The organism is Faecalibacillus sp., assembly GCF_047023275.1.
In the GTDB taxonomy this organism is placed as follows: Bacteria; Bacillota_I; Bacilli_A; order Erysipelotrichales; family Coprobacillaceae; genus Faecalibacillus.
The window spans coordinates 1-20,327 of record NZ_JBKYAR010000021.1 but is presented as its reverse complement, the minus strand read 5'-3'; the positions used below and the strand labels follow the sequence as shown (position 1 = coordinate 20,327).

Below are 20,327 nucleotides of genomic sequence, written 5' to 3'. Positions count from 1 at the left end.
CCCATTTCGCTTCTATTATAATCTTGAATTAATTTATTACTAATACTTATAACCTATTATTTATCATAGCTTTTAACTATTATAAATATAAAAAAAAGAGATGAAAATTTCATCTCTATAAGTGTAATACACGTTCTTTGATTTCTTGTGTTCTTCCTTGATTCCAGAATTGTGTTCCAATATAACCACATGTACGTCTAGCAACAGACATCATATCTTGGTTTTTATTTCCACAATTTGGACATACCCAAATAAGCTTACCATTTTCATCTTTTTCAATTTGAATTTCTCCATCATATCCACAAGCCATACAATAATCACTCTTTGTATTTAATTCAGCATACATAATATTATTATAAATATGTTTCATAACAGCTAATACCGCATCAATATTATCTTGCATGTCTGGAACTTCTACATATGAAATAGCTCCACCTGGTGATAATTTTTGGAATTGAGATTCAAATGTTAATTTATCAAAGGCATTAATATGTTCTGTTACATGGATATGATAACTATTTGTTATATAGTTTCTATCTGTAACACCTTCAATTTTACCAAAACGTTTTTGTAAACATTTCGCAAATTTATAAGTTGTTGATTCAATTGGTGTTCCATAAAGTGAGAAATCAATATTTTCTTTTTCTTTCCATTTAGTACATGCATCATTTAAATGTTGCATCACTTCAATTGCAAATGGTGTAGCACTTGGATCTGTATGTGATTTTCCTGTCATATATTTAACACATTCATATAATCCAGCATATCCAAGAGAAATTGTTGAATATCCACCATATAATAATTTATCAATTGTTTCACCTTTTTTAAGACGAGCCAATGCTCCATGTTGCCATAAAATAGGAGCAACATCACTAGGTGTTCCTTTTAAACGTTCATGTCTACACATTAAAGCTCTATAACATAAATCTAATCTTTCATCAAAGATTTTCCAGAATTTATTCATATCTCTTTTTGATGAACAAGCCACATCAACTAAGTTGATTGTCACAACTCCTTGATTGAAACGTCCATAGTATTTTGGTTTACCATTTTCATCAATATAAGGTGTTAAGAAAGATCTACATCCCATTGATGGATAACATTGACCATTTCCATTTTGATCAACTTTTAATTCTTTCATTACTTTTTCAGAAATATAATCAGGAACTAAACGTTTTGCTGAACATCTTGCAGCAAGTTCTGTTAAATAATAATATTGACTATTAGGTTCAATATTGTTTTCTTGTAAAGCATAGATTAATTTAGGAAATGCTGGTGTAATATAAACACCTTTTTCATTTTTAACACCTTTCATTCTTTGTTTAAGTGTTTCTTCAATGATCATAGCAAGATCATCTCTTAAACGTCCTTCAGGTACTTCATTTAAATACATGAAAACTGTAATAAATGGTGCTTGTCCATTTGTTGTCATTAAAGTAACAACTTGATATTGAATTGTTTGTACCCCTTTAGTAATTTCTTTTTTCAAACGTTCTTCAGCTAAAGCATTGATTTTTTCATCATCTAATTCTAAACCAATAGTTTCAAATTCTTCTTTAACTTCTTTTCTAAATTTTTGTCTACTTACATCAACAAATGGTGCTAAATGAGATAATGTAATACTTTGTCCCCCATATTGAGAACTTGCTACTTGAGCAATAATTTGAGTAGCTACATTACATGCAGTAGAAAAACTCTTTGGTTTTTCAATCATTGTTTCTGAAATAACTGTTCCATTTTGTAACATATCTTCTAGATTTACTAAATCACAGTTATGCATATGTTGAGAGAAATAATCAGCATCATGGAAATGAATCAATCCTTCATCATGTGCTTTTACAATATCTTCTGGAAGTAAAATTCTTCTTGTTAAATCTTTACTAACTTCTCCAGCCATATAATCTCTTTGTACACTATTTACTGTAGGGTTTTTATTAGAGTTTTCTTGTTTAACTTCTTCATTTGCACATTCAATCAAACTTAAAATTTGATCATCAGTTGTATTAGATTGTCTTGCTAGTGCTCTTTGAAAACGATATGTAATATACTTTCTGGCAACAGAAAAAGCATTTAATTTCATTAATTCATCTTCTACTAAGTTTTGAATTTCTTCAACGCTTAATGCTCTTTTCATTTTTTGACATTTATATTTAATGTCATTTGTAATATTATCTATTTCTTCTTCAGAAAGTCTTTCTGTTTCAACAACTTCTTTATTAGCACCAATAATTGCATTGGTAATTTTTACTTCATCAAAAATTGCTTCTTGCCCATTTCTTTTTATTATTTTCACGCCAAATATCCCCTTTCGTATTTTTTATGTATTTGTATTATAGCCAATCAAAAAAAAAAAATATACTTTTATGCTCTATTGGCCCATACTTTTTTTCGAATTATTTTACTTAAAATAATTCGACGTCCAATCCATTCTATCACAAATAATATTGATTTTATAGTTCTTTTACGTTTTTACAAAATAAAAAAATCCAATGTTTATATAAACAAAGGACTTTGTAAAAAATATATTTATGATTTTTATAAATTCTAAAGAACATATAAGATAATACATAAAAAATGTAAGATAGAACCAACTAAAATCCATAAATGCCAAATACTATGCATATATTTAATCTTATTTTGTAATACATAGAAAATAACACCAATTGTATAAGCAAGTCCTCCTGAAACAAGTAACCAAATACCATTCATTCCTATTGCTTGTGGTAAGAGATTGATTTTAAAAATAATACACCAACCCATCACTAAATAACAAATCATTGAAAAAGTTTGATATTTTTTAATATCGATTGCATTTAACGTAATTCCAATCACTGTCATGATCCATATGACTGCAAATAAAATCCAAGCCCATTTAGCATCAACTTCTCTTATTGAACAAAGTAAAACCGGTGTGTAAGTTCCCGCAATCAATACAAAGATACTGCAATGATCCATAATTTGGAAAATTTTCTTTGCTTTAAGCTTAGGTGATAAACCATGATAGATAGCTGACATTGTATAAAGAAGAATCATCGAAATTCCATAAACAATCCCTGAAAATAAGCCATAACCGTCATGACAAAAAATAATACATAAAACTAATGCGGCTATTCCCATCGCCCCACCTACAATATGAGTTACCATATTAAATATTTCTTCACCTTTTGTATAAACAGGTAAAACACGATCATCTAATTTTGTTCTTTTCATACACATTACCTCTTTTAACTATCTTATGTAGTATTTAATACTATGTCTTGTAATTTACACTTATAATAACAATCTCATTTCCCTATGTCAAGTGATGAAATTATTTATTTTCTTGTTTTCTTTTTTCCTCTATAATAGAGAAGTAAAAAGGAGAAAAATTATGAAAAAAATCGCAAAATTTGAAAAAGTATCATATAACCAATTTAAAAATGATTTCATGGATTCATTTCCTCAATATAATGAAAAAGAAGTAGAAGAAATCTATCATTCCATCCAACTTCCAAAACGTGCCACAAAAGGATCAGCTGGATATGATTTCTATAGTCCTATTGATTTTGAATTAAATCCAGGACAAACTATTAAAATTCCTACAGGTATTCGTGTACGTATTGAAAATGGTTGGGTATTAGGTTTATATCCTCGTAGTGGTTTAGGATTTAAATATCGTTTACAACTTAATAATACAGTAGGTATTATTGATAGTGATTATTATAATAGTGATAATGAAGGTCATATGTTTGTAAAACTTACAAATGATAGTAATGAAGATAAATCTCTTTCTTTAAAAGCAGGACAAGGAATGGTTCAAGGTATTTTCTTTGAATTTGGAATTGTTGAAGATGATGATGTCACTGAAGAAAGAAATGGTGGCTTTGGCTCAACAACAAAATAATTACGTTTATATCGTAAGGTGTCGTGATCAAACACTTTATACTGGTTGGACAAATCAGCTAGAAAAGCGTATTGAAGCCCATAACGCTGGTAAAGGTGCTAAATATACAAAGGCAAGAAGACCAGTCGAACTTGTTTATTTTGAAACTTTTGAACATAAAAGCGAGGCTTTAAAAAGAGAGTATCAAATTAAACAATTAAAAAGATCAGAAAAAGAAAAGCTCATATTAAGCAAAAAGAAGATCTAAACTGATCTTCTTTTATGCTTTTTCTTCACTTAATTGATAAATCACTAAACCAGCAATAACAATCAAACATCCTAAAATCTTTGAAATAGAAAACATGTTATATACAAAAGCATCAATCACCATCCCACTGACAAGTTGTCCAATAAAGCTTAATAAAGTAAGGATAACAGGTGATATTCTAGGAACAATAATATTTAAAATCAAGATATTAAAAACCCCTATGATTCCACCTAAATACATCATCAAATTCGTTTTATCTAAAGAAATATTTATATGTTGAACACCAACAATCATCAAAACAAGCATTAAAATCAAACTTGTTATAAAGCCTGTAAAGTAATTATAAAACGTTCCCTGATAAGCTCCCATTTTCTTAGAAAGCATCCCATTGACACTACGGCTTAAAACAATTGTAACTCCTGATAGAATAGAAAATATAATAGAAATCATAATAACATCACTCCTATTCCTAAACAAACAACTGCTAATCCTATGATCTTTCCTATATTTAATTTTCGAATAGATGTCGCTAGCCATCCCTTATTTTCTAACAACAAAGATGTCATCATTTGTCCTAATAATCCTAGTGCTGTCATTAAAGAAGCTCCTATCTTACCAATCGCAAAAACATTAAAAATAACGGTTAATACCCCAATACATCCTCCACAATACATATATAAAGGAATTTGTTTTTTAAAACAAACTTTCTTATCTTTGATTTTCATAATAATTAAAAAAGTAACTAAACCAACTAAATGAATGATAACTGTTGATAAATAGACCCCTGTATAATCTGATAATTGCCCATTAAATACATTCATTGTCGTTACAATAATCCCACATAATGTGGCTAATACAAAATCCATCAAGATCACCTCCAGAAAGAATTATAGTGATTGAACTTGATTATAAATACGACATATGTCATATTGGTGATGGTGATTTAGATGAATTATTTAAATGAATTAAAAAAATTAGAAATTCTTCACGTTGATAATTATCAATATATTGAAATTAAAAAATTAAATAAAGACGAATATTTATTACATCAAGGTGAAAAGCTTAATTATATTTATATTCTTTTAAGAGGAAAAGTGAAAGTAAACCATATTAATGCGAATGGAAATAGTATGTTATGCAGTTTTAATAGTCCCTACTCTATTATTGGTGATTTAGAATTTATCACTCAATCTCCTATTATTAATAATGTGATTGCTTATGAAGATTGTATTTGTGCAACTATTTCCCTTTCTAAATATCATGAAATATTAATGAATGATGTTTTCTTTATGAAAACCATCGCAAAAAATCTTGCCAGCAAGCATTCTAAATCAACTCAGAATCAGTCTATTTCATTAAATTATCCAGTTGAAAATAGATTAGCGGCTTACTTTATTGTTTCTCATAAAAACTCTATTGTTCAAGATAATTTTGTAGTCGTTGCTGAATTGATAGGTTGTAGTTATCGTCAACTCCAACGTATTCTTCAATTATTTTTAGATAAGAAATATATAAAGAAAATCAAACGAGGAACATATCAAATTATTAATTTAAATGCCTTAAATCTATTAGGTGAAGATGTTTATCAGTTTTAAAAACCTTGGCAATGCCAAGGTTTTACTCTAATGTAATATGTCTTTTTACTTTTTCTTCAGGATGCATATTATCTCTTCGTTTACCTGTCATGTCTAATACTTTTACACGGAAAACTTCTGTTGCACTTGCCATTTTTTCATTGAATTTGAATTCTTCTTCATGATAATGTCTCATTAAAATTTTTAACGCAGCAATCTTATTTTTATCCTCGACAAATTCTACAATACCATGTCCAATAATACTTTCATAACCCATTGTGCATGACATTCTTTCATCATACATAATAATATTATGTTCACAATCCATTTCAAAAGTAACTTTATTATTTTTTCTTATTAAATCAAGTTTTGTGCCTTCTTTGGCACTATGGAAATATAGATAAATTTGTCCATTTTCAATATCTGTACCAAAATTTAAAGGAATGATATAGGGAAATTCATCATCAAACAGCGCTAAACGACAAGTATCACACTTTGCAATAATTTTCATCATTTCATCAAAATCAGTAATTTCTCTATCTTTTCTTCTCATACTCTTTTCTCCTAGTCAATAAGATTAAAATGTTTTAATCCTTTTAAAATTCCTTCTTTTTCAACATCATCACAAATATAACATGCATGTTGTTTTACTTCATCACTGCCATTTTCCATCACAATAGGATAACCTACGACATCTAACATTTCAATATCATTATGTCCATCACCAAAAGCCATTAATTCTTCTTTTTGATAACCAAAATGTTTTGAAACAGCTTGAATAGCCGCTGCTTTCCCACCTGTTTTGGGAACAATATCATAAGCATAGTCATGCCATTTTGTGACTTTGACATGTTTGGTATTTTTTATAATTTCTTTTATTCCTTTTTCATCTACATAAGGATCTACTTGGTAAATGTTATCTATATTGATTTGATTACTTATTGGTGGAATCATTGTTGAAATAGATGCTTGAGCATCTATGACTCTTTGATTTACATGAGTAATATACATTTGATTGCTTTCAATAAATAAACAAGGATAATTATTTTCTTTTACAATCTTTACAATTTCTTTTAAATCCTCTTGAGGTATTTTATTATCATAAATAATTTGTGAACCTATTGTACAATAGCCACCATTTAATAAAAGATAGCCATCAAATTCAAACTGTTCAACAAGTTTTAATTCTTCTAGCTCTAACATATGTCTTCCACTGGCTATAAACAATTGAATTCCTTTTTTCCTTACTTGTTTTAATCCTTCAATCACTTCTTTTTTTATAGAAGGTCTTTTCCCTGAAATCAATGTTCCATCAATATCTAAAAATATCGCTTTAATCATTTTCATCACCTATCTTTAATCATAAAGATTCAAAATAAACTAAGCAATAGAATTTATAAAAAAAGATATATTGTTACAAAAAAATAAAATATTTCTTTTTTCTAAGTAATAATGTAACTTATCTCTCTTTAATATTATCAAATTTTGTTTTCTTGAAATAAATAAAGATCATAATAAGTGAAATCATTGTAGATAATGGTGCTGCAATTCCCATATGGAAAAGTGTTACATTTGGTATTTTAGAAAATAACAATGTTAAAGGTATTCTTCCTAAAAATGTAGCTACTAAACTATGTATCATCGTAAAAACTGTTTTTTCATAGCCATTTAAATAACCATTGAAACAAAATAGAAAACTCGTTAATAGACAATCAATAGAATAAGTTTTTAAATAAAGTGCACCATTATCTATAACATCTTGATTATTGGTAAAAATACGAGTAAGTAGTGTCCCGTCGATTTCACAAATTGTTGTTACAATAATAGCAAAGGCAAGAGAAATCATAATCGCATACTTTAGAGTTTGTTTAGCACGCTTATATTGTTTAGCTCCTACATTTAAAGCAATAAGAGAAGCTAAAGCACTTCCTAAGGCAATCGCTGGTAACATTAAAAATTCCATTAATTTTTCAACAACTCCTAAAGAAGCAGAAGCAATTAATCCCATATGATTAACAATAATCGTAATAATTAAAAATGAAATATTAACGAGTACACTTTGTAATCCTAAAGGAAAACCAATTTTCATGATCTTTTGAATATATTTTGAAAAACAAATATCTTCTTTATAAAAAGAATAACCAATTCCTTTTTTACATAAATAAACTAATGCAAAGAGAAAAGATAAACCTTGAGCTGATACAGTTGCAATGGCAGCACCTTTAGCTCCCAAATGAAAATATCCTACTAAAACAAAATCAACAACAATATTAATGATACAAGCAATAAAAACAAACAATAAAGGTGTTTTACTATCCCCTAATCCTCTTAAAATACTACTGACAACATTATATCCGACAATAAAGATAATCCCTGCTGAACAGATACTTAAATAGCTTTTAGTAGCTTCAATGGCTTCTTTAGGTGTATTCATTAAAAGAGTAATTTCATTATTAAAATACAACATGATAAAAGTTAAACCTAAAGCAATGATTAAAAATAAAACAATAGCTCCACCAATCGTTTTCGATAAATCTCGATACGATTTACTTCCCAAATATTGTCCTAATAAAACCGTAACCCCTGTCGTAAGTCCTAAAACAAGATTTGTAATTAAAGCCATCGTTTGACTTCCTATCGAAACTCCTGAAACATCAAAGGTATGTCCAAATTGTCCAACTACAAACATATCTGCTGAACCATATAATACTTGTAATAAATTTGAAAACATATATGGTAATGCAAATATCATTAATACTTTAAACACATTTTCTTTTAAAAGTCTTTGTTCCATAATTTCCTCCTAAAAAAAACTGGATAAGGTCTAAACCTTATCCAGCATTGTCTTCAATACCCTCCGGTGCTTCTATCTTATCATTTGTATCTTTATTGTCAAGTAATTGAAAAGCTTTTATAACATCTTGATAACGAGAAATAATATAATCATAGTTTTCTTTTTGATGAGGCAAAGTACATTCACTACAATCTTTAATATTTCCAATCATTTTATAATGACCATTACAATCTTTTAAAATATATAATGGACAATAACAAAACAAACAATTAATTTCATCTAATTGATGACATGGATAATATTCACATTGTTTATGACTGAAGAATTTATAATGATCTGACATAGACTTTATACTCTGTGTTTTGAATAACAACTTGATCATTTAAATCATAAACAACTTGTGACATCACATACTCTCCACCATTAATATAGATTTCAAAAACATGATGATCATAATAAATTTCAAGATCATAATTTCCTTCTAATTTTGGTGAAACAACATCATTGCATACTTTATTAGCTTGAATAGAAACTTCTTCTCTATTTAAATGTAAACAATCATCTTGGATATCAATTTTAAATCCACCTAAATTTAAAGAACTTTCTTTATTAAGAGTTGTTTTTAATTGAAATGGTTGTTCAAATGAAATTTCTTGAACTTCTTGATTAAATGAATTTTTAATTTCAGGATATAACTCTTGAATAATCTTTCCATCTTTTTCATGTAGAATTCTTGGCATGATAAACATTCCAATCCATTCTTCTCCTTGAACAGGTTCTCTCATTCTAAGCCAACCAAGTAAAAGTCTTTCATTATCTTTTGATAAGAATGTTTGTGGCGCATAGAAATCTAATCCATGATCAAGATAAGGCCAATCTCCATGAGATTTAATAGTAAGTGTATCTTCGTCAAAATCAATAGGCATATAACGTGCATTACTATTGGGTTTTGGTGGTTGATCAGTATTTTCTGGTGAGAAAATCATAAAGAATTGATCATTGATTTTAAAGACATCTGGACATTCCCACATGTTTCCAATTGTTGGTTCTTGATAGCTATTTTTATAATTAAAATGAATAGCATCTTCACTTTCATAGAAAAGTGCTTTTCCACAATAATCATCTTTATAAGCCACTTTACTACCAATCACCATAGCATATTTACCATCTTGTTTTTTCCATACTTTAGGGTCTCTAGTATGACGGTAATCTCCAATAAATCCTTCTTGAATCATGGGAATAATTTGTTTTTTATTTTTAACATTATCAAAATGAATACCATCACTACTTACAACGAGTGCTTGTGAGGCTCTTAAATCATCATCACTGTATTGATTGTGTACATTACTTGGATTTTCTTTTGCATATTTAATAGCTGTATAATAGAGATAAAGTTGTCCATCGATTTCAATTGCTGATCCTGAAAAGCATCCATTTCTATCAAAATCTTTAGATGGATATAAAGCAATTGGAAGATGTTCAAAATTGACAAAATCTTTTGTAATAGCATGCCCCCAATGCATTGTTCCCCATTTATTATCATATGGGAAATGTTGATAAAAGATATGATAGTTTCCTTTATAATAAATAAGTCCATTTGGATCATTGATCCAATGATAAGGTGCTGTAAAATGTAATTTTGGTTTCATAGTCTTCCTCCTTGTTTTTTTATATTATAGCATCATTTACTTTTTTATTATAAATAATGCTATACTAATAATATAAAATATTAATAAATAGTGAGGTATTTATGAATAAGAATTTGTTAAGTATTGGAGAATTTTCTAAAATTGCGAATGTTCATATAAAATCATTAAGATATTACGATAAAATTGGTGTCTTAAAACCTATGTATGTTGATCCTGCAACTAATTATCGTTATTATTCTTATCAACAACTTGGTATATTAGATGCTATTTCTACATGTATTGATGTGGGTATTCCTTTAAAAGATTTTGATCAATTTATGAGTGAAGATAAAACAACAATCTATTATGATAAATTATTAAAACAAGGTAAAATGCTTGCAGAGAAAAAAATAGAACGTATTAGAAGTAATATCAACAAAATAGAATACTATCAAAATAAAATTGAACATTCTAACCAATATCAAAACAAAAGTATTGAAATAATAAAAAAAGAAAAATATTTATATACTATACCTTTAAATCAAGAGATATCTAATCATAAGTTTTACAACTTATTTATTACCATTGAAAATAAAGCTTTAAATGCAGGTCATCAATTAGGTTATGAACTTGGTAAATTATATATTTATGATAAAACGACTCTAAATAAATATGCTTATATAGAATTAACTAAAGTAAATAAACAAAATAATGAAAATGTTATTTATATACCTAAACTAAAATATTTATCTAAATCAGTAAAAACAACTAGTATTGATAATGCTCAAGAAGAATTTAAGGATTTATTTAATAAAGATTATAAAAAATATGTTTTTGAAACTGAATTATGGGACAGTAATCTTCAAGTTAGAGAATATGACTATGAATTATCTTGTTCACTAGAAAATAAATAAACTTCTTTTTTATAAGTATTGACCCTCCCATCATAGGAGAGAATAGAATACTTAATGAAAGGAGTTTTTTATATGGAACAAGAAAAAAATAAACAGATTTTAAAATTTGTTTTTCCTACAATATTAAGTCAGTGTGCTTTTTTTTTATTTACAATAGTGGATGGGATATTTGTCGGAAATGGTGTAGGTTCTAATGCTTTAGGAGCTGTTAATTTAGCACTTCCTTTTACTATGATCATTGGAGCTTTATTTATGTTTACAACTATGGGAGGAATTACTCTAACTGCTATATTTCTAGGAAACAAGCAAAAAGAAAAAGCAAATGCAGTTTTTATGCATTCATTGATTGCAACATTACTTATTTCTTTAATATTTTCTACTATGGGTATCTTATTTACTCATCAACTTGTCTTATTATTAGGGGCTAAAGGAAACTATATAAAAATGTGTTCAGACTATGTGTTTTGGTATAGCGTATTTACTATTCCTTCTGGTTTATTTATGACATTACAGGGTTTTGGTAGAAATGATAATGCACCTGTATTAGTTAGCTTCTCTGTCATTTTTACAACACTATTAAATATCTTTTTAGATTGGTTATTCATCTTTCCATTGCACATGGGTATTGCTGGAGCTGCTATTGCGACAGGAATTTCACAAACAACTGGGTTTATTATATTAACTATTTATTTCTTAATGAAAAAAGGAAATTTATATTTTGGAAAGTTCAATATAAATAAGGAACTTATAAAAGAACTTTCTATGCAAGGGTTGCCAGAAGCAATAAGCGAATTTGCGACACCCATCACCATTATTTGTATGAATCACGTACTCTTTGCTTATCTTGGAAATAATGCAGTCAATGCTTATTCTGTTATTTCTTATATTTCTTCTTTTGCTTATGCAATATTTTTAGGAAATGCTCAAGGTTTTCAACCATTATTTGGACAAACTTATGGTAAGAAAAATGAAAAGGATTTAAAATACTATTTAAAGGCTGGAATCATTATAGGGCTTGTAGGAAGTCTTTTAGTGTATATTCTTGTTATTCTATTTGGTAAACAGGCAAGTATTTTATTTGGTGCGGATATTAAAACTTTAAGTACAGTATTAAATGTCATATCTCAATATTCATGGGCATTTATTCCTATTTCTTTTAATGTTTTAATATCATCGTATCTTTACTCTATAAAAAATGCAAAAGAAGCCACAATTATAAATTTCATAAGAGGATTTATTGTATTACCATTTATCATTTTATTTTTACCAAAACTATTAGGGGCATCAATTATTTGGTTTACTGTAGGAATTGCTGAAATAATTATTTTTATTCTCACCCTATTCATTTTAAAAAAATATATTTTTAACAAAGAATTATAAAAACAAAGTGAACTACTTGTTGATTAATCACAAAATAGTTCACTTTATTTTTATTAATAGTTACCTTTTAAGATTTCTTTTATTTTTAAAATAACCCCATCATTTTCATTACTATCAATCACTTGATAAGCAACCTCTTTAACAGGTGGCATCGCATTAGCCATAGCATAACCATATTTTACAGTTTGTAACATTTCATAATCATTCATTTGATCACCAAAGGCTCCTGCTTCTTCTGGTTTAATATTTAAAATTTCTAAAAGATGCGTTAATGTTGTTCCTTTATTAACATCTTTATAAAAAATATCAAACCAAACATTCCCAGTTGTTACTAATTTAAGATGTGGTTTTAATTGTTTTTGAATTTTTTCAATTCTTTGTTCCATTTGATCATCAAAACTAGCAATTGAAAACTTCAAGATGTCATCATCAATATCATCATAACTTTCTACAAATTGAACATTTTTCATAAATAATGAAATAAAATCTTTTTTATTTTCAAAATTTTTAGAAATATATGCATGTTTATCTCCAGAAACAACAAGCATACATTCTTGATCTACTTTTAAAATATCTAGAACTTCTTGAGCATCTTGCTTTTCTAAAGCTTTTTTATAAAGTGTTTTCCCTTGATAAACTATCTTTGTACCATTTTCACAAAGATAATAAAGATCATTTTTGATTTCTTCATCAAATTTACAGGCTAGTGCTTCATATTGATTACCTGAAGCAATCACAAATTGTATATCTTGTTTTAACATTTGTTTATATAAATCATTAAATTCATCGCTATAAGATTTATCATCTCTTAGAAATGTTCCATCCATATCTGTTGCTAGTAACTTCATTTTAAACCTCTATTTATGTATTCTAATCGTAATTACATATTCATCTTCTAAATCTTCTGTTTCTTGTTGTAAATTTGTTCCTGTTTTTTCAATCATACTAATTGCTTGTTGTAATGTATTTAAAGCAATTTTTACATTTCTTGAAACTGTTTTTTTAACATCAACTTCTGCTTTTTTCTTTTTAGGTTTTGGTTCTTTTTTGATTAATTTTTCAGTATCAGCGACTGTTAGTTTTTTCTTTAAAACTTCTCTTAAAACTTCTTGTTGTTTTTCTTCATTTAAAGAAAGCATTGCTCTAGCATGTCTTTCTGTTATTTGTTTTTGATTTAAAGAAAATTGAACATCATCACTTAATTTTAATAATCTTAATTTATTAGCAATCGTTGATTGTTTTTTACCAACAATATCTGCAAGCTCTGTTTGACTATAACCATATTCTTTAATTAAAGCTTGATAAGCTTTTGCTTCTTCTAATGGTGATAAGTCTTCTCTTTGAATATTTTCAATAATAGCAAGTGTTTGTGTTTGCTTATCATCATAATCTTCAATAATACATGGTACTTGTTTCATATTTAAAGAACAACAAGCACGATATCTTCTTTCACCTGCAATAATTTGGTAAATTCCATTTACTTTTCTTACAACTATAGGTTGTATTAAACCATTTTCTTTAATAGAAGCAGCTAATTCTTCAATTTTTTCTTCATTAAAAACAGTTCTTGGCTGATTCTCATTTGCTTGTATTTTATTAATATCTATATTTTTTAATTTATTATTAAACATGATACCCTCCTACAATGGACTCTTTTTTATTTTAGAAAACATTCTTGGATACTTCTTTGGTGTTTCTTTTACTTTTTTAATAATAATATTACTTCTAAAATCATCATGATTTGCAAGTGTAAAATCATGTGTACTTTCTATTTGTCCACCTAATAATTGAATACCTTTTTTAGCTTCTTTGACTTCTTCTGGTGCTTGTCTTCCTTTTAAAGATAAGAAATAACCATTCTTTTTAACAAGTGGTAAACAAAGTTCATCTAAGATATTTAAACGTGCTACTGCTCTTGCCATCACGATATCAACACTTTCACGATGATCTTTAGCGTATTCTTCTGCACGTGCAGCCAATGCTTGACAGTTATCTAATTCTAATTCTTTAAATAAATGATTTAAGAAAGTAATTCTTTTATTTAAGGAATCAACGATTGTAATTTTTAAATTTGGATAAAGAATTTTTAAAGGAACTGAGGGAAAACCAGCTCCTGCTCCTACATCAATTAATGTTTGATCATTGAAATCAAAATCAAAAGCAATAGTAATTGAATCATAGAAATGTTTTAAATAAACATCTTCTTTATCAGTTATTGCTGTAAGATTCATTTTTTCATTCCATTCAACTAATATTTCATAATATTTTTGAAACTGTTGAAGTTGATGTTCACTTACTTCGATTCCTTTTTCTTTAAGTATATTTTGAAATTCTAATTCATTCATTATTATTCTCCGTTATATTTTTGTTTTAAATAAATCAATAAAACTGAAATATCTGCAGGATTAATTCCTGATATACGAGAAGCTTGACCAATTGTAAGTGGTCTAATTTCTGACAATTTTTGTTTTGCTTCTAAAGCAAGATTTTTTACATCTTCATAATCAATATCTTCTGGAATATGTTTTTCTTCCATTTTAATTTGTTTTTGTGCTTGTCTTTTTGCTTTTTCAATATATCCTGCATATTTAATTAAAATTGTAATTCTTCTTCTTTGTTCATCACTTAATTCAGGTGCATCAATATAAGGTAACATCATATCATAAGTGATTTCTGGTCTAGTAATAAGTTCTTTTGCAGAAACACCTTCTTTTAAATGTGAAGAATTGTTTTGTTCAAGCATTTCATTGATATCATCTTTTGGTGTAAAACGAATAGTACTTAAGCGTTCTATTTCATCATAGATTCCTTTCATTTTATTTTGATATCTTTGATATTCTTCATCTTTAACTAAACCAATTTGATGACTATAATCATATAATCTTTCATCAGCATTATCATGTCTAATTAATAAACGATATTCCGCTCTTGATGTAAGCATACGATAAGGTTCTTTTGTTCCTTTAGTAACTAAATCATCAATCATGACCCCAATATAAGCTTCATCTCTTTTTAAAACAAGAGGAGCTTCATTTCTTACTTTAAGAGTTGCATTGATTCCTGCCATTAATCCTTGTCCAGCAGCTTCTTCATAACCACTTGTTCCATTGATTTGTCCAGCTGTAAATAAGTTTTTAATCACTTTTGTTTCTAATGATGGCCATAATTGTAATGGATCAATCGCATCATATTCAATCGCATAAGCATATTTTAAGATTTTACAGTTTTCTAATCCTGGTAAAGTACGAATCATTTGTTCTTGGATATCATGTGGCATTGATGTTGAAAAACCTTGTACATAGATTGAATTCATTTCTTTTGATTCGGGTTCTAGGAAGATTTGATGTTGTGGTTTATCTGAGAATTTAACAACTTTATCTTCAATTGATGGACAATAACGTGGTCCAATTCCTTTAACAAGTCCACTATACATCGCACATTTTTCTAGATTATCATGAATGATTTTATGTGTTGTTTCATTTGTATAAGTTAGATAACATGGTGTTTGTTTTTCAATAGGAACATATTCATCTGTGGTAAAACTAAATGCTAGTTTTGCATCTGTTCCTGGTTGTAATGATGTTTTAGAATAATCAATACTATTAATTTCAACACGTGGTGGTGTTCCTGTTTTTAATCTTTGAATTCTAAATCCACATTCTTTTAATTTTTCAGATAAGAATTTAGATTCTTTTTGTTGATCAGGTCCACTAGCATGTTTACTATGTCCCACAAGAATTTCTGCTTTTAAATAAGTTCCTGTTGTTAGAATAACAGTTTTAGATAAATAAGTTGTTCCATCATCAAGAATAACCCCTTTAACAGTTTGGTCTTCAATAACGAGATCTTCAACCATACCTTCAATTAAATCTAGATTTTCTTGTTCTTTAACAACTTTTTGCATATAACGAGGATATGCTTTCTTATCAGCTTGTGCTCTTAAAGATTGGACTCCTGGTCCTTTAGCTGTATTTAACATTTTCATTTGTAAGTAAGTCTTATCTGCAGTTTTAGACATTTGTCCACCAAGAGCATCAATTTCTCTTACAATGATTCCTTTAGCAGGTCCACCAATAGAAGTATTACATGGCATAGACCCAATATTATTTATATTTGATGTGACAAGTAATGTTTTTAATCCCATTCTTGAAGGTGCTAAACTGGCTTCAATTCCAGCATGTCCCCCTCCGACAACTATTACGTCATACATATCACTTACACTCCCTTTCAATTCTTTTCCATTGTACACCAACATTGCTTTTTTGACGAGGAAAAAAGATGAGTTTCGTACGTTTTATCACTCTTTTTTCATAAAAAAACAGGATTACCTCCTGTTTAAAATCCACTGTTTTATTCTTTGTTCTTTTCCTTGTTCCAAAATATAATCTATCACATTCTTTTTAGATAAAACTTTTATCATCAATTGATCATCTACTTCATCTAAAAATTCAATAATATCTTTTTTACATAGTTGATTTAATGCTTTTATTTTCTTTGTATCTTCTATTTTTCGTTTGGCATCTTTTAAAGGATACCCTATCCCAAAAGGTTCTTCAAACAATTGTTGGAGGGTTGCTTTTAAATTAATTTCACCAGCCCATCCATAGTTAAGTCCTAACGGTAAAGAAGCTACATTACCATCATTGATTCTTCCAAATAAATATGCATCCTGTGGTGTTGGCAAATATCCACAAATTAAATTTGGTAGACTATTACAAGCAATCATCATTCCTTGTCCTGAAGAACATCCTGTCACTATAAAATCTACTGCTTGACTTGAAATAAGCAAACAAATTTCTAAAGCAATTTCAACATAAGAATAATTTTCTTCATCTTCAAAACAACCAAAATTGATAACTTCCCCATAATCTTTTGTACACTCATATAAAATAGTATTTTTTTCTATTTGTGACGAAGCTTGAATAACACCTATTTTCATATCATCACCCCACAAAAAAAGTATACCTCCTTCGAGATATACTTGTCATCTATTTCCAAAAATTCTTGCCACTACCAACAGATACGATTTCAAATTGCGTATTATTGGATGTACCACCTTTAAAGTATTTACCAGCTTCTGTTCCATTAAAAATATCAATATGATTTTTCTTAATAGCTCCACCTCTATCAACAACAATACCATACGCTGTTGATTCAATACCTAAGTTGTGATTTGTAATCTTAATAATTGTTCCAAAAGGAATAGATGGATCTGCTGCTAAACAATAATAACTTCCACCATTATAACTTAACTTTGCACTATGACTTCCTTTAACACCAGTTGTTGGTGATAAAGAAATTCCTGATGATGAAGTTCCATTTCCTCCTGCACAATCGCCACCATAAGTTGTCAGTTTTCCAGTAAAATAAGCCCCAGGTTGAACTGTACCATGTGCAATAATCGTATCTGTTTTTTCAGTTACAACTTCACTTGATAACAATTCTTTTTTGACAATTTTACCATTTTCGTAAGTGACTTTCACTTTATTATTAATTTGTCCTCGTTGTCCTTGTTGAACAACTTCTGTTGTAAATAAATGTAAACCAGTTGTTTGAACTGTTTGAGAAGCTACATATTGTACTTCTTTAACTTCTTCTTCACTAATACGATTGACTAGAAGTAAATCTTTACTTTGTACAATATAAGCCATATCTTTATTAACTGTATCTTTTGCATTTAAATTTACATCTAATTCTTTTAATACATTTTTTACAGTATCTTGTCTAACTAAATAATCTTTAGCTTCTTGACCACCATCTTGATACTGAATTTCAATGGTTTCTTTATAACCTTTAATTTCTTGAGTTGCGCCTGATGTAACAGTTGTAGCCATAACCATCACATAGACAATCATAATCACTAATACCCCTTTCAGTCGGGGGTCTGCATCTGAAATGATTTGTTTAATTGTTTTCATTAATTTTCCTCCTATTTAATGCCAAATACTTTTTTAGCATTAAACGTTGTCTGACTTGCAACGCTTTCTATCTCCATGTTCTTTAGCTTCGCTATTTCCTGGGCAATATACACAACATTTGCAGGCTCATTTAAGCTTCCACGATATGGATGTGGTGTTAAATAAGGACAGTCGGTTTCAATTAATAAATGCTCTAAACCTATTTTTTCTGCCACATCTTTAGGAACTCTTGCATTTTTAAAAGTGACTGGTCCAGCTAAAGAAATATAAAAACCTAAATCAATAAATCTTTTAGCCATTTCCACTGATCCACTATAACAATGCATAATTCCTGGATGTCCATTTCTTTTAAGCACTTCATAAGTATCTTCATAAGCATCTCTGCAATGAATAATAATTGGTTTTTGATGTTTTTTAGCAAGATCAACTTGTTGTTGAAAAATTTCTTTTTGTTTATCGCTAGGAACATCATCCCAATAATAATCCAATCCGATTTCACCAAGTGCTACGACCTTTGGTTCATTTAAGTACTCATCGATGATTTGTAAATCTTGAGTAGTTGTGTTTAAACAGTCATTAGGTCCAATACCTACAGCAGCATAGATAAAGGAATGCTCTTTAGCAATTTCAACTGCCTTTTTGGAAGACTCAAGATCATACCCTACAACAACCATCATTTCTACATGATTGTCTAAAGCATGCTTAATAAATTCATCTCTGTTTTCATATAATTGTTCACTATTTAAATGACAATGTGTATCAAAGTACATAAATCTCACCCCGGTGAATACTAACAAAATATCACTGTTTTGTCAAATTTCTAAAAAAATACATGCTTTTAAAAATATTTTTTCTCCTTTTTATCAACGTTTTTTTGAATGAACAAAAAGATATCTTGTCATTTTTTAGGATTTAAACAAATATATGCTTATAAATATGGTATTTTATGATATGCTCATTATAATATATGCCCACTTTTTAAATTTATGATACAAAAAAAAGAAATCCCGTAGGATTTCTCATTTAATATTATTCAATACTTATTGTAGAAGTATTTTCAATTTGTTTCATATCAGATTTAGGAACTGATAAACGAAGTACTCCACCTTCATATTTAGCTTTGATATCTTCTTTTGGAATATCTCCCAAATAGAAACTTCGTGTCATATTTCCAACATATCTTTCTTGACGGATATAACGTCCATCTTTGTCTTTTTCATCTTTATCCAAGCCTTTACTTGTTGAAATTGTCAAATATCCATTTTCATAGTTGACATTGATATCTTCTTTCTTGAAACCTGGTAAATCAATATCTACTTCATATGTCGTATCTGTTTCTCTGACATCTGTCTTCATCATGTTTCTTGCATGTTTTCCATACAATGGATTTTTCTTTCCAAAGAAGTCTTCATCAAAATCATTAAAGAAATCATCAAATAAGTTTTCTGTAAATAAGCTAGGCACCATCATAAGTCATTTCCCCTTTCAATATAAATGCTTAGTCATTAGCATCGTTACTTCAAGCGGTGTTAACTCTTGAAACTAGGTTCTTTTTTTATACCTTTCCTAATTTCTAAATACATTATAGTTCTTACTTTTAGCACTGTCAACATTTGAGTGCTAAAATATATTTTTTTATAAAAATCATATCATTGTATTTTCTTATCAGCAACTGTATAATTATATCAATGCCCTATGTGCATTTAACAAAACTTATTAAAAGAAAGAAGAATATGTTATGAAATTTTTAATTTTATTTATTATTGCCATGTTGATCAGTTCTATTGGCTTCAAAAAATTCGTTTGGTTTATTTCTCTTGGATATGGCTTTTCTATTGCTGGGTTAGGTCTAGCGATGATTATAATGTTTTTTAATAAACTAACACTCCTTACCCTTATTATGTCCATCCTTTTTATTATTTATGGTTGTCGACTGTTAAACCGCAAACTGAATACATCTAAAAACAAAATAAAACTGCAAAATAAAAT

23 protein-coding genes are annotated in these 20,327 nt (G+C 28.3%); 6 read left to right on the top strand and 17 right to left on the bottom strand.

Annotated elements, in window-relative coordinates:
* Positions 1–115: 115 nt before the first annotated feature.
* On the bottom strand, positions 116–2,293 hold the full coding sequence (nrdD, locus tag ACLVEP_RS08490; RefSeq protein WP_412584183.1) for an anaerobic ribonucleoside-triphosphate reductase: 2,178 nt from the start codon (positions 2,291–2,293) through the stop codon (positions 116–118).
* A 251-nt stretch (positions 2,294–2,544) separates the two neighbouring features.
* A complete protein-coding gene (trhA, locus tag ACLVEP_RS08485) occupies positions 2,545–3,210 on the bottom strand; it encodes a PAQR family membrane homeostasis protein TrhA (protein ID WP_412584181.1) in 666 nt (221 codons plus the stop codon).
* Positions 3,211–3,370: 160 nt separating this feature from the next.
* Here trhA and ACLVEP_RS08480 point away from each other — a divergent pair, with 160 nt between their 5' ends.
* Together ACLVEP_RS08480 and ACLVEP_RS08475 are read left to right on the top strand one after the other, a co-directional pair.
* Entirely contained in the window at positions 3,371–3,883 is a 513-nt protein-coding gene (locus tag ACLVEP_RS08480) for a deoxyuridine 5'-triphosphate nucleotidohydrolase (RefSeq protein ID WP_032091166.1), read from the top strand.
* Positions 3,855–4,130, top strand: coding sequence for a GIY-YIG nuclease family protein (locus tag ACLVEP_RS08475; protein ID WP_032091165.1), 276 nt, complete (start codon positions 3,855–3,857; stop codon positions 4,128–4,130). The genes ACLVEP_RS08480 and ACLVEP_RS08475 overlap by 29 nt, the downstream gene beginning before the upstream one ends.
* Positions 4,131–4,142: 12 nt before the next feature.
* On the opposite strand, the gene ACLVEP_RS08470 is transcribed toward ACLVEP_RS08475, so the two are convergent.
* Complete coding sequence (locus tag ACLVEP_RS08470) at positions 4,143–4,580, bottom strand: DMT family transporter (RefSeq protein WP_147579783.1); 438 nt, start codon at positions 4,578–4,580, stop codon at positions 4,143–4,145.
* Positions 4,577–4,996, bottom strand: coding sequence for a DMT family transporter (locus tag ACLVEP_RS08465; protein WP_022000803.1), 420 nt, complete (start codon positions 4,994–4,996; stop codon positions 4,577–4,579). The genes ACLVEP_RS08470 and ACLVEP_RS08465 overlap by 4 nt, the downstream gene beginning before the upstream one ends.
* Positions 4,997–5,077: 81 nt before the next feature.
* Here ACLVEP_RS08465 and ACLVEP_RS08460 point away from each other — a divergent pair, with 81 nt between their 5' ends.
* Positions 5,078–5,725, top strand: coding sequence for a cyclic nucleotide-binding domain-containing protein (locus ACLVEP_RS08460; protein ID WP_412584178.1), 648 nt, complete (start codon positions 5,078–5,080; stop codon positions 5,723–5,725).
* Positions 5,726–5,747: 22 nt separating this feature from the next.
* On the opposite strand, the gene ACLVEP_RS08455 is transcribed toward ACLVEP_RS08460, so the two are convergent.
* The 5 genes from ACLVEP_RS08455 to ACLVEP_RS08435 all read right to left on the bottom strand — a co-directional run bounded on the left by ACLVEP_RS08455 (position 5,748) and on the right by ACLVEP_RS08435 (position 10,147).
* Entirely contained in the window at positions 5,748–6,257 is a 510-nt protein-coding gene (locus ACLVEP_RS08455; RefSeq protein WP_412584176.1) for a pyridoxamine 5'-phosphate oxidase family protein, read from the bottom strand.
* An 11-nt stretch (positions 6,258–6,268) separates the two neighbouring features.
* Entirely contained in the window at positions 6,269–7,045 is a 777-nt protein-coding gene (locus ACLVEP_RS08450) for a Cof-type HAD-IIB family hydrolase (protein ID WP_032091158.1), read from the bottom strand.
* Positions 7,046–7,163: 118 nt separating this feature from the next.
* Positions 7,164–8,498 (bottom strand): MATE family efflux transporter, encoded by a 1,335-nt coding sequence (locus tag ACLVEP_RS08445; RefSeq protein ID WP_412584174.1) that lies wholly within the window; start codon positions 8,496–8,498, stop codon positions 7,164–7,166.
* Positions 8,499–8,535: 37 nt separating this feature from the next.
* A complete protein-coding gene (locus ACLVEP_RS08440) occupies positions 8,536–8,841 on the bottom strand; it encodes a cysteine-rich small domain-containing protein (protein ID WP_412584172.1) in 306 nt (101 codons plus the stop codon).
* Entirely contained in the window at positions 8,825–10,147 is a 1,323-nt protein-coding gene (locus ACLVEP_RS08435; RefSeq protein WP_412584169.1) for a glycoside hydrolase family 32 protein, read from the bottom strand. The genes ACLVEP_RS08440 and ACLVEP_RS08435 overlap by 17 nt, the downstream gene beginning before the upstream one ends.
* A 101-nt stretch (positions 10,148–10,248) precedes the next feature.
* Here ACLVEP_RS08435 and ACLVEP_RS08430 point away from each other — a divergent pair, with 101 nt between their 5' ends.
* Together ACLVEP_RS08430 and ACLVEP_RS08425 are read left to right on the top strand one after the other, a co-directional pair.
* Entirely contained in the window at positions 10,249–11,040 is a 792-nt protein-coding gene (locus ACLVEP_RS08430; protein WP_412584167.1) for a MerR family transcriptional regulator, read from the top strand.
* A 72-nt stretch (positions 11,041–11,112) separates the two neighbouring features.
* Positions 11,113–12,420 carry an MATE family efflux transporter gene (locus ACLVEP_RS08425; RefSeq protein WP_412584165.1) on the top strand — a complete coding sequence of 436 codons (1,308 nt, stop codon included), beginning with the start codon at positions 11,113–11,115 and terminating at the stop codon, positions 12,418–12,420.
* Between the two features lie 53 nt (positions 12,421–12,473).
* Here ACLVEP_RS08425 and ACLVEP_RS08420 read toward each other — a convergent pair whose 3' ends face one another.
* From ACLVEP_RS08420 to ACLVEP_RS08385, 8 genes are all read right to left on the bottom strand, one after another.
* Positions 12,474–13,268 carry an HAD family hydrolase gene (locus ACLVEP_RS08420; protein ID WP_412584163.1) on the bottom strand — a complete coding sequence of 265 codons (795 nt, stop codon included), beginning with the start codon at positions 13,266–13,268 and terminating at the stop codon, positions 12,474–12,476.
* A gap of 9 nt (positions 13,269–13,277) precedes the next feature.
* The gene (gene noc, locus ACLVEP_RS08415) at positions 13,278–14,051 is read right to left on the bottom strand and encodes a nucleoid occlusion protein (RefSeq protein ID WP_412584161.1); all 774 of its coding nucleotides are present in this window, start codon (positions 14,049–14,051) and stop codon (positions 13,278–13,280) included.
* 9 nt (positions 14,052–14,060) lie between these two features.
* A complete protein-coding gene (gene rsmG, locus ACLVEP_RS08410) occupies positions 14,061–14,765 on the bottom strand; it encodes a 16S rRNA (guanine(527)-N(7))-methyltransferase RsmG (protein ID WP_412584160.1) in 705 nt (234 codons plus the stop codon).
* A 2-nt stretch (positions 14,766–14,767) separates the two neighbouring features.
* Positions 14,768–16,630 carry a tRNA uridine-5-carboxymethylaminomethyl(34) synthesis enzyme MnmG gene (gene mnmG / locus ACLVEP_RS08405; protein WP_412584158.1) on the bottom strand — a complete coding sequence of 621 codons (1,863 nt, stop codon included), beginning with the start codon at positions 16,628–16,630 and terminating at the stop codon, positions 14,768–14,770.
* 114 nt (positions 16,631–16,744) lie between these two features.
* The gene (locus ACLVEP_RS08400; RefSeq protein ID WP_412584155.1) at positions 16,745–17,374 is read right to left on the bottom strand and encodes an RpiB/LacA/LacB family sugar-phosphate isomerase; all 630 of its coding nucleotides are present in this window, start codon (positions 17,372–17,374) and stop codon (positions 16,745–16,747) included.
* A gap of 34 nt (positions 17,375–17,408) precedes the next feature.
* Positions 17,409–18,338, bottom strand: coding sequence for a G5 domain-containing protein (locus tag ACLVEP_RS08395; RefSeq protein ID WP_412584153.1), 930 nt, complete (start codon positions 18,336–18,338; stop codon positions 17,409–17,411).
* Positions 18,339–18,349: 11 nt separating this feature from the next.
* Positions 18,350–19,108, bottom strand: coding sequence for a TatD family hydrolase (locus tag ACLVEP_RS08390; RefSeq protein WP_317999779.1), 759 nt, complete (start codon positions 19,106–19,108; stop codon positions 18,350–18,352).
* Between the two features lie 259 nt (positions 19,109–19,367).
* Positions 19,368–19,808 (bottom strand): Hsp20/alpha crystallin family protein, encoded by a 441-nt coding sequence (locus ACLVEP_RS08385; RefSeq protein ID WP_412584151.1) that lies wholly within the window; start codon positions 19,806–19,808, stop codon positions 19,368–19,370.
* Between the two features lie 268 nt (positions 19,809–20,076).
* Between ACLVEP_RS08385 and ACLVEP_RS08380 the strand changes: the two genes are divergently transcribed.
* A partial coding sequence (locus ACLVEP_RS08380; RefSeq protein WP_412584149.1) for a hypothetical protein occupies positions 20,077–20,327 on the top strand: 251 nt, incomplete at its 3' end.

What these genes read in the sequence shown, in the direction of transcription:
- ACLVEP_RS08385 (WP_412584151.1), bottom strand. Translation starts at nt 19,808, where the DNA reads ATGATGGTGCCTAGCTTATTTACAGAAAACTTATTTGATGATTTCTTT.
- ACLVEP_RS08395 (WP_412584153.1), bottom strand. Translation starts at nt 18,338, where the DNA reads ATGAAAACAATTAAACAAATCATTTCAGATGCAGACCCCCGACTGAAA.
- trhA (WP_412584181.1), bottom strand. Translation starts at nt 3,210, where the DNA reads ATGAAAAGAACAAAATTAGATGATCGTGTTTTACCTGTTTATACAAAA.
- ACLVEP_RS08420 (WP_412584163.1), bottom strand. Translation starts at nt 13,268, where the DNA reads ATGAAGTTACTAGCAACAGATATGGATGGAACATTTCTAAGAGATGAT.
- ACLVEP_RS08475 (WP_032091165.1), top strand. Translation starts at nt 3,855, where the DNA reads ATGGTGGCTTTGGCTCAACAACAAAATAATTACGTTTATATCGTAAGG.
- ACLVEP_RS08450 (WP_032091158.1), bottom strand. Translation starts at nt 7,045, where the DNA reads ATGATTAAAGCGATATTTTTAGATATTGATGGAACATTGATTTCAGGG.
- ACLVEP_RS08455 (WP_412584176.1), bottom strand. Translation starts at nt 6,257, where the DNA reads ATGAGAAGAAAAGATAGAGAAATTACTGATTTTGATGAAATGATGAAA.
- mnmG (WP_412584158.1), bottom strand. Translation starts at nt 16,630, where the DNA reads ATGTATGACGTAATAGTTGTCGGAGGGGGACATGCTGGAATTGAAGCC.
- rsmG (WP_412584160.1), bottom strand. Translation starts at nt 14,765, where the DNA reads ATGAATGAATTAGAATTTCAAAATATACTTAAAGAAAAAGGAATCGAA.
- ACLVEP_RS08460 (WP_412584178.1), top strand. Translation starts at nt 5,078, where the DNA reads ATGAATTATTTAAATGAATTAAAAAAATTAGAAATTCTTCACGTTGAT.
- ACLVEP_RS08470 (WP_147579783.1), bottom strand. Translation starts at nt 4,580, where the DNA reads ATGATTTCTATTATATTTTCTATTCTATCAGGAGTTACAATTGTTTTA.
- ACLVEP_RS08425 (WP_412584165.1), top strand. Translation starts at nt 11,113, where the DNA reads ATGGAACAAGAAAAAAATAAACAGATTTTAAAATTTGTTTTTCCTACA.
- ACLVEP_RS08435 (WP_412584169.1), bottom strand. Translation starts at nt 10,147, where the DNA reads ATGAAACCAAAATTACATTTTACAGCACCTTATCATTGGATCAATGAT.
- ACLVEP_RS08430 (WP_412584167.1), top strand. Translation starts at nt 10,249, where the DNA reads ATGAATAAGAATTTGTTAAGTATTGGAGAATTTTCTAAAATTGCGAAT.
- noc (WP_412584161.1), bottom strand. Translation starts at nt 14,051, where the DNA reads ATGTTTAATAATAAATTAAAAAATATAGATATTAATAAAATACAAGCA.
- ACLVEP_RS08465 (WP_022000803.1), bottom strand. Translation starts at nt 4,996, where the DNA reads ATGGATTTTGTATTAGCCACATTATGTGGGATTATTGTAACGACAATG.
- ACLVEP_RS08390 (WP_317999779.1), bottom strand. Translation starts at nt 19,108, where the DNA reads ATGTACTTTGATACACATTGTCATTTAAATAGTGAACAATTATATGAA.
- ACLVEP_RS08480 (WP_032091166.1), top strand. Translation starts at nt 3,371, where the DNA reads ATGAAAAAAATCGCAAAATTTGAAAAAGTATCATATAACCAATTTAAA.
- ACLVEP_RS08440 (WP_412584172.1), bottom strand. Translation starts at nt 8,841, where the DNA reads ATGTCAGATCATTATAAATTCTTCAGTCATAAACAATGTGAATATTAT.
- ACLVEP_RS08445 (WP_412584174.1), bottom strand. Translation starts at nt 8,498, where the DNA reads ATGGAACAAAGACTTTTAAAAGAAAATGTGTTTAAAGTATTAATGATA.